Origin of the sequence: Streptomyces sp. NPDC059853 (assembly GCF_042731495.1) — a bacterium.
Classification (GTDB): domain Bacteria; phylum Actinomycetota; class Actinomycetes; order Streptomycetales; family Streptomycetaceae; genus Streptomyces.
Genome location: NZ_JBHWJL010000335.1, coordinates 1 through 5,316 on the forward strand (window position 1 = coordinate 1; position 5,316 = coordinate 5,316).

The window sequence follows — 5,316 nt, forward strand, 5'->3', positions numbered from 1 at the left end:
ACTGTTCGGCAACGTCCCCACCGAATCCAACGACGTCCCCACACCACCATCAACAGCGCCCGGGTGCTGTGCAGTCCCAGTACCGGTCCACTGGCTGGTCGGTCTCAGCAGATTCTGCGTTTCTTGGGCATTCGCCTCGAACTGAAGCGGGCCGCTTCGTACAGGTTGTTGCCCCGTGCTCTCGCCGCTACCCCCTGGTCGGGACGCTACCGGGGGTTGGGCGCCTCCGAATTCCTCCGGAGGAAGCAGCGGCGTGAAGTGAGGCTCCGGCAGCATCCGGATCGCCGACGACGCCACCGTGTACGCCTGCCCCAGCCGGGAGATGACGCCGATGGCCTCCTGGCGTACCTGCTCGTTCCCGCTCAGCGCGCCCGTACCGAGGTACGTTCCGAACGCCTGCTGCGAGCCGGAATCCGGCACTGTCGTCGTCTCCGGCACCGGCGGCATGCTGCTGATGGCTTCCTTCAGCGCCGCCCCTGATGACTTCATCGCCAGGCCGATGGTGTTGGTGTACACCTTCAGGTGTTCGGAGTCCGCCTCGAAGCGAGCGGCCCACTCCCGCAGGACCGTCGCTGTCTCGCCCTCCCACTCCAGCACGCGCATCTGGTGCGCTACCACCGCGCCCACCTGGGCGACCGCCCGTGCCACGTTGACCAGCGTCTCCCCACGCCCGATCAGCGCGTCCGGATTGGCCCCGTTCAGCAACGCCGCCAACTGCTCGTGCGTCGCCGATTCCAGCTCCTCGAAATCCACCGGCCCCTCCCCGTCCCGGCCACGTACGTACCGCAACAGGATACGTACCGCTGGTTTTCGAGCACGAACAGGTTGCTACCGTAAGTATCCGGATGCCAACACGCAGGGGGGGTCATGTCCGCGTCGCCCGAAGACTCTGTCTCAACCCGGCTGAACTCGACCGTGGTCCCGGACGGGGAGACGCTGCAGGACTGGGACCAGCCGCAGGCCGACCTTGTCGTGGATCCGGCGGAGTTGCGGGCCATGGGCCAGGACGCCAGGGCGTTGTCCCGGATCCTCACCGTGGGCTCCCAGGCTTCCGGTGCCACCTACACCGCGGCCGCCTCGCTCACCGGCGACGGCTTCACCACCGGGGCCGCACTGCAGAACACGATGGCGCGCTTCTTCCGGCAGTCGAAGAATCTGTACGACGACTGCATGCGCATCGCGGAGCACCTGGACGACACGGGGACCGTCCACGTCGCCCTGGAGGCCGAGATCGAGACCGAGCTGAGGGCGGCGACCCAGGCCCTCGGCCCCCGGGGCACGCCTTCCATCCTGGCTCTTGCCGAGGAGAGCCCCCCGCCCACCGAGATCGCCGGTATGTGGGGACAGGACGGTTCCGATGCCCGGATATGAGCAGTTGTACAACCTCGACTTCGGCGCGCTGGACGCGGCGATCGAGGACTGGCGGCAGACGGTCCGCGACCTGGACGGTCTCGCGGCCGAGGCGTCCCAGGGTCTGCTGACGAAACTCACGGCCTCCGGCTGGAAGGGCCGGAACGCGACGGTCAGCAGAGCGTTCATCCTCCGGTCCGGCTCCCAGTTCGAGTACGCGCATGAGCAGGCACGTGCTGTCCACGCGATCCTCACGGAGTTCCGTGCCACGCAGCGCGCCCACCGGGAGGCCTTGCGCGAACTCGCGGCCGAGGCCCAGCAGAAGGGGCTGTACATCACGTCCGGCGGTGTGGTGATGGAGCGCCTGGACGGGCCCTACACGGACGCCGGCCTCGAACAACAGGGCCAGCCCCTCGGATCCGCATTCTCGGAGCGGCAGGGTGACATCGAGCATTTCACCGCCCGTATCCGGATGATCCTGGCCGAGGCCGCCACGGCCGATGAGACCGCCACCCGCGCCCTGCGCGACAACGCGGGTGAGGACCGCGATCATTTCGCCCCGGTCGCCGCCGCCGACCTGCTCGACGCCCAACGCGCACAGGGCATCGCTGATGCTCAGGAGTATCTGGAACTCATCGAGGCGGCGGCGTACGCGACGCAGGAGGGCCTGGATCGGCTGAACGAACTGGCGGCGGCACAGAAGGACAACGAGTATTTCGCCTCCTACCTCGCGGCCGGCCTGGGCGCCGACGGCACCCTGCGGTTCTGGGCGGACGTACTGGACGGACCCGGCTCCGGTGAAGTGACCGACGAGTACCGGGACGCGGTCCTCCAGCTCCGCGAGAACCTGGGCGTCACGTTCGGCACCGCGTCGCACAGCGACCGCCCCGGCATGAGCGAGTGGCGGAACGAGATCATTGCGCTCGGGAGCCGGCGGGTCGGCACCGCGAGCAGCATGGATCCCTACGGATTCCAGATCATGAGCGATCTGATGACGCACGGGGGGTACGAGAAGGACTGGCTGGTCGACTACGGCGTTGCCCTGGTGGAGTCGGAACAGGAACTCGCCTTGGACGCGGGGCCCTTCTGGGCCAGTGCCGCACCCGCCGACGCGTACCGCCGCGTCATCGGCGACGAGTACCGGACGGACCCGATGACCGGGTTCATGAGAGCACTGGGCAACAACCCGGACGCGGCGACCGCCTTCGCTCTGCTGGACGACGAGCAGCAGCCGGACACGTCGGCTGCCGCCCACGCACGCGCGGAAGAGGGCCAAGCGGGACAGGATTACCTCGGGTACATCCTCGGCGAGCGGGCGAATCACTCGCCCGACGGCGATAGCGCCTTGTACGAGGAGGCCGGCCAGGCCCTGTTCGCCGCTGCCACCGGCATCAACCCGCACGACCCGGCCGCCGTGTACGTCGAGCACTCGGCACATCACGAGGCGGCCCGCGACCGGATCCTTGAGCTGGGGTCCGGTCTGGGCGACGACTTTCCGCCGGAGTTCCGTAGTCCGATGGCCAAGATGCTGGTCAATCACGGGGACGCCGTCATCGACACGGCCGGAAGTCAGCTGCCGGACACGCCCCTGGATCACCGCCACCTTTCGGACGTGGCCACTCAGATATCGCGCGATCCTCAAACCTACGGTGTACTCAACGAGGGCATGAATTACCTTCTCGTCGACTCTCTTCGGGACACAGAGAATACGGCGGGAGTACTGCTCGAACCCGAGGACACGCTTGCCAGGGCGGGACAGACGGTCGGCTTTCTTGAGCAGGCACGTAACGACGCACTGTACGGCGAAATGGCGGAAGAGGAATCTGACGCCACCTGGAATGCCCGTTGGCAATATCATGCATTCGGGGCAGCATTCAACTTTATTCCAGAACTCGGTGACATTGTGCAGCGTGGGATGGACGTCTACACACAGTCCTGGCTGGACGATGAGCTGGCGAGAATCGAAGGACGGTACTCCGAGGAGGAATACATCGTCACACAGTCCCGGGCCAACCAACTGGCCGCGCTGGCCGACGCATGGTACGACATCAACTCCGTCTGGGCGGACGGGGAGACCGACTACCGATCCGAGAACGGGCGCGCGAACAAGATCGGCGAAGCGGCACTGCTGGGAAGGGACACGAAGTAGATGGATCGGAACCGCACCAATCGATCGGGAATCGCTGCCATTCTCGTCCTGGCCGGATCATTGCTTGCTTCCGGCTGTTCACAGGAGGAGAAGCGCCAGGAGTACTCAATACCCGAGGAAATCTGCGGTATACGCGTGGATCCATCGCTGTCGGAGGCGGTCTTTCCTCCTGGCTCCGACTTTTCCATGGACGCGAACGATTCCATGGAAGGCCGCCTCCTGTGCACCATCTATATCGACTCGAAGAGAACAGCAGACTTCAGCACATATATGTTGGAGACGCTCTCCGAACCACCCGGGCCGCCGTTCGATGACTCCGGCGCGCTCCTGGAGACGATAAACATCGAAGGAGAGGCGCTCCTCTGGGAACAGGGTGCCGGGATATCGTTCCGGTGCCTAGCGGACGACGAGAGTCTCTACGCCTACCCCAAGATCAGCATCAACTTCTTCGACACCCCCATCGACGACGACCAGGAGCGCAAGGACGCCATCGAAGCGTTCGCCCGCAGCTACGTCGAGGGCGTCAAGGAGTACCAGCAGTGCGACGACGTCTGAGGGGCGGACCGGTTGCCGGTCCGCCCCTGTGTGGGTCCTCGGTGCTCGTGCGCGGTCGCGTCAGTCGTTCGGGACCGTCTCGTAGCGCGGGGTGCCCTCTTCCATCATCTTCAGGGCGCGCTTGCGCTCCCGCTTGGAGAGGCGGTCGATGTACAGCCGGCCGTACAGGTGGTCCGTCTCGTGCTGGAGGCAGCGCGCGAAGTAGCCGGTGCCGCGGACGCGGATCGGCTCGCCCGCCGCGTTCTGGCCGGTGACCACCGCGTAGTCGGGGCGGGCCAGTTCCGCGTAGGCGGTCGGGACCGACAGGCAGCCCTCGTTGTTGTCGTCGAGCACCCGGGATTCGGCCGGCAGGTCCTCCAGGACCGGGTTACAGACCACCCCGACGTGCCGCACGCCGTCGTCGTCGTGGCAGTCGTAGACGAACACCTTCAGGTCGACGCCGATCTGGTTCGCCGCGAGACCGACCCCCTCCGCCGCCCGCTGGCTGGCGAACATGTCGTCGATCAGCGCCGCGAGACCGTCGTCGAACTCGGTGACGTCCCGGCACTCGGAGTGCAGCACCGGGTTGCCGACGACCGTGATGGGCCGGGCCGTACCGCGTTCCCGGTACGCTCGCTCCCGCGCCTCGCAGTCCTGCGTGTCGTCGATGAAGTCATCCACACGCTGATCGATCTCTTGCGTCATGCATACAGCTTACGGTCCGCATCGGTCAGCCTCAGCAGACTTCTTCCAGGTCCCGCCAGTCCCGGGTGTCCGGGCTGTCGGCGACCCAGCCGTCCAGCAGGCCGCGCACCAAGGGCTCGGGGGCCGCCAGGCCGCATTCGCGTTCCGGGGTCCACAGGCCGTCCGCGGCGGCCACGTGCCCCAGCGGCCCGGGGCTGCCCGGCTCGCTGTGGTCGTGCGGGTCGTGCCGTACCGCACCACCGTCGCCCTCCTCGGTCGGCATCCGGCTCTCCGAGCAGGACCGGCACAGCAGCCGCACCGAGGAGGACCAGTCCTCGGCCGCGTAGCCGGCGTCCGCCGCCAGCCGCTCCAGGGCGTCCCGGTCGCGCGGCGCGGCGGCCTCGATCAGCACCACCCAGGTGGGGATCGCCGAGGGCGCCCACAGTTCGATCTCGTCGAAGACCGGGAAGACCGCCGCTCCGGTGGCCCGCTCGCCGTGCGGGACGCCGTCGTGCAGCACCACTTCGCCCCAGCGCCGTCCCGAGGACGGCAGCGGGATGTTCTGGATCTCGATCCTGGCCGGGTCGAGGCGGCGGCCC

Annotated in this window: 5 protein-coding genes and 1 pseudogene; 3 read left to right on the forward strand and 3 right to left on the reverse strand. The window is 67.2% G+C overall.

Features of this window, described 5'->3' with window-relative positions:
• Nucleotides 1-753: hypothetical protein (locus ACFV5N_RS24290; RefSeq protein WP_385603653.1), on the reverse strand; the 753-nt coding region annotated here is incomplete at its 3' end.
• Nucleotides 754-915: 162 nt separating this feature from the next.
• On the opposite strand from ACFV5N_RS24290, the gene ACFV5N_RS24295 reads away from it, so the two are divergent.
• Genes ACFV5N_RS24295 through ACFV5N_RS24305 form a run of 3 tightly spaced genes read left to right on the forward strand, consistent with a single transcriptional unit; the run spans nt 916 to nt 4,054 of the window.
• Nucleotides 916-1,371: a hypothetical protein gene (locus ACFV5N_RS24295; protein WP_385603656.1), complete on the forward strand. Its 456-nt coding sequence runs from the start codon at nt 916-918 to the stop codon at nt 1,369-1,371.
• Nucleotides 1,358-3,499 (forward strand): hypothetical protein, encoded by a 2,142-nt coding sequence (locus tag ACFV5N_RS24300; RefSeq protein ID WP_385603658.1) that lies wholly within the window; start codon nt 1,358-1,360, stop codon nt 3,497-3,499. Before ACFV5N_RS24295 ends, ACFV5N_RS24300 begins: the two co-directional genes overlap by 14 nt.
• The gene (locus ACFV5N_RS24305) at nt 3,500-4,054 is read left to right on the forward strand and encodes a hypothetical protein (protein WP_385603660.1); all 555 of its coding nucleotides are present in this window, start codon (nt 3,500-3,502) and stop codon (nt 4,052-4,054) included.
• Nucleotides 4,055-4,114: 60 nt separating this feature from the next.
• Here the strand turns inward: ACFV5N_RS24305 and def are convergent, their stop codons facing one another.
• Nucleotides 4,115-4,738, reverse strand: a complete 624-nt coding sequence (def, locus tag ACFV5N_RS24310) for a peptide deformylase (RefSeq protein ID WP_385603663.1) — start codon at nt 4,736-4,738, stop codon at nt 4,115-4,117.
• Between the two features lie 31 nt (nt 4,739-4,769).
• Nucleotides 4,770-5,316, reverse strand: a pseudogene (locus ACFV5N_RS24315) (hypothetical protein); the annotation flags it as partial.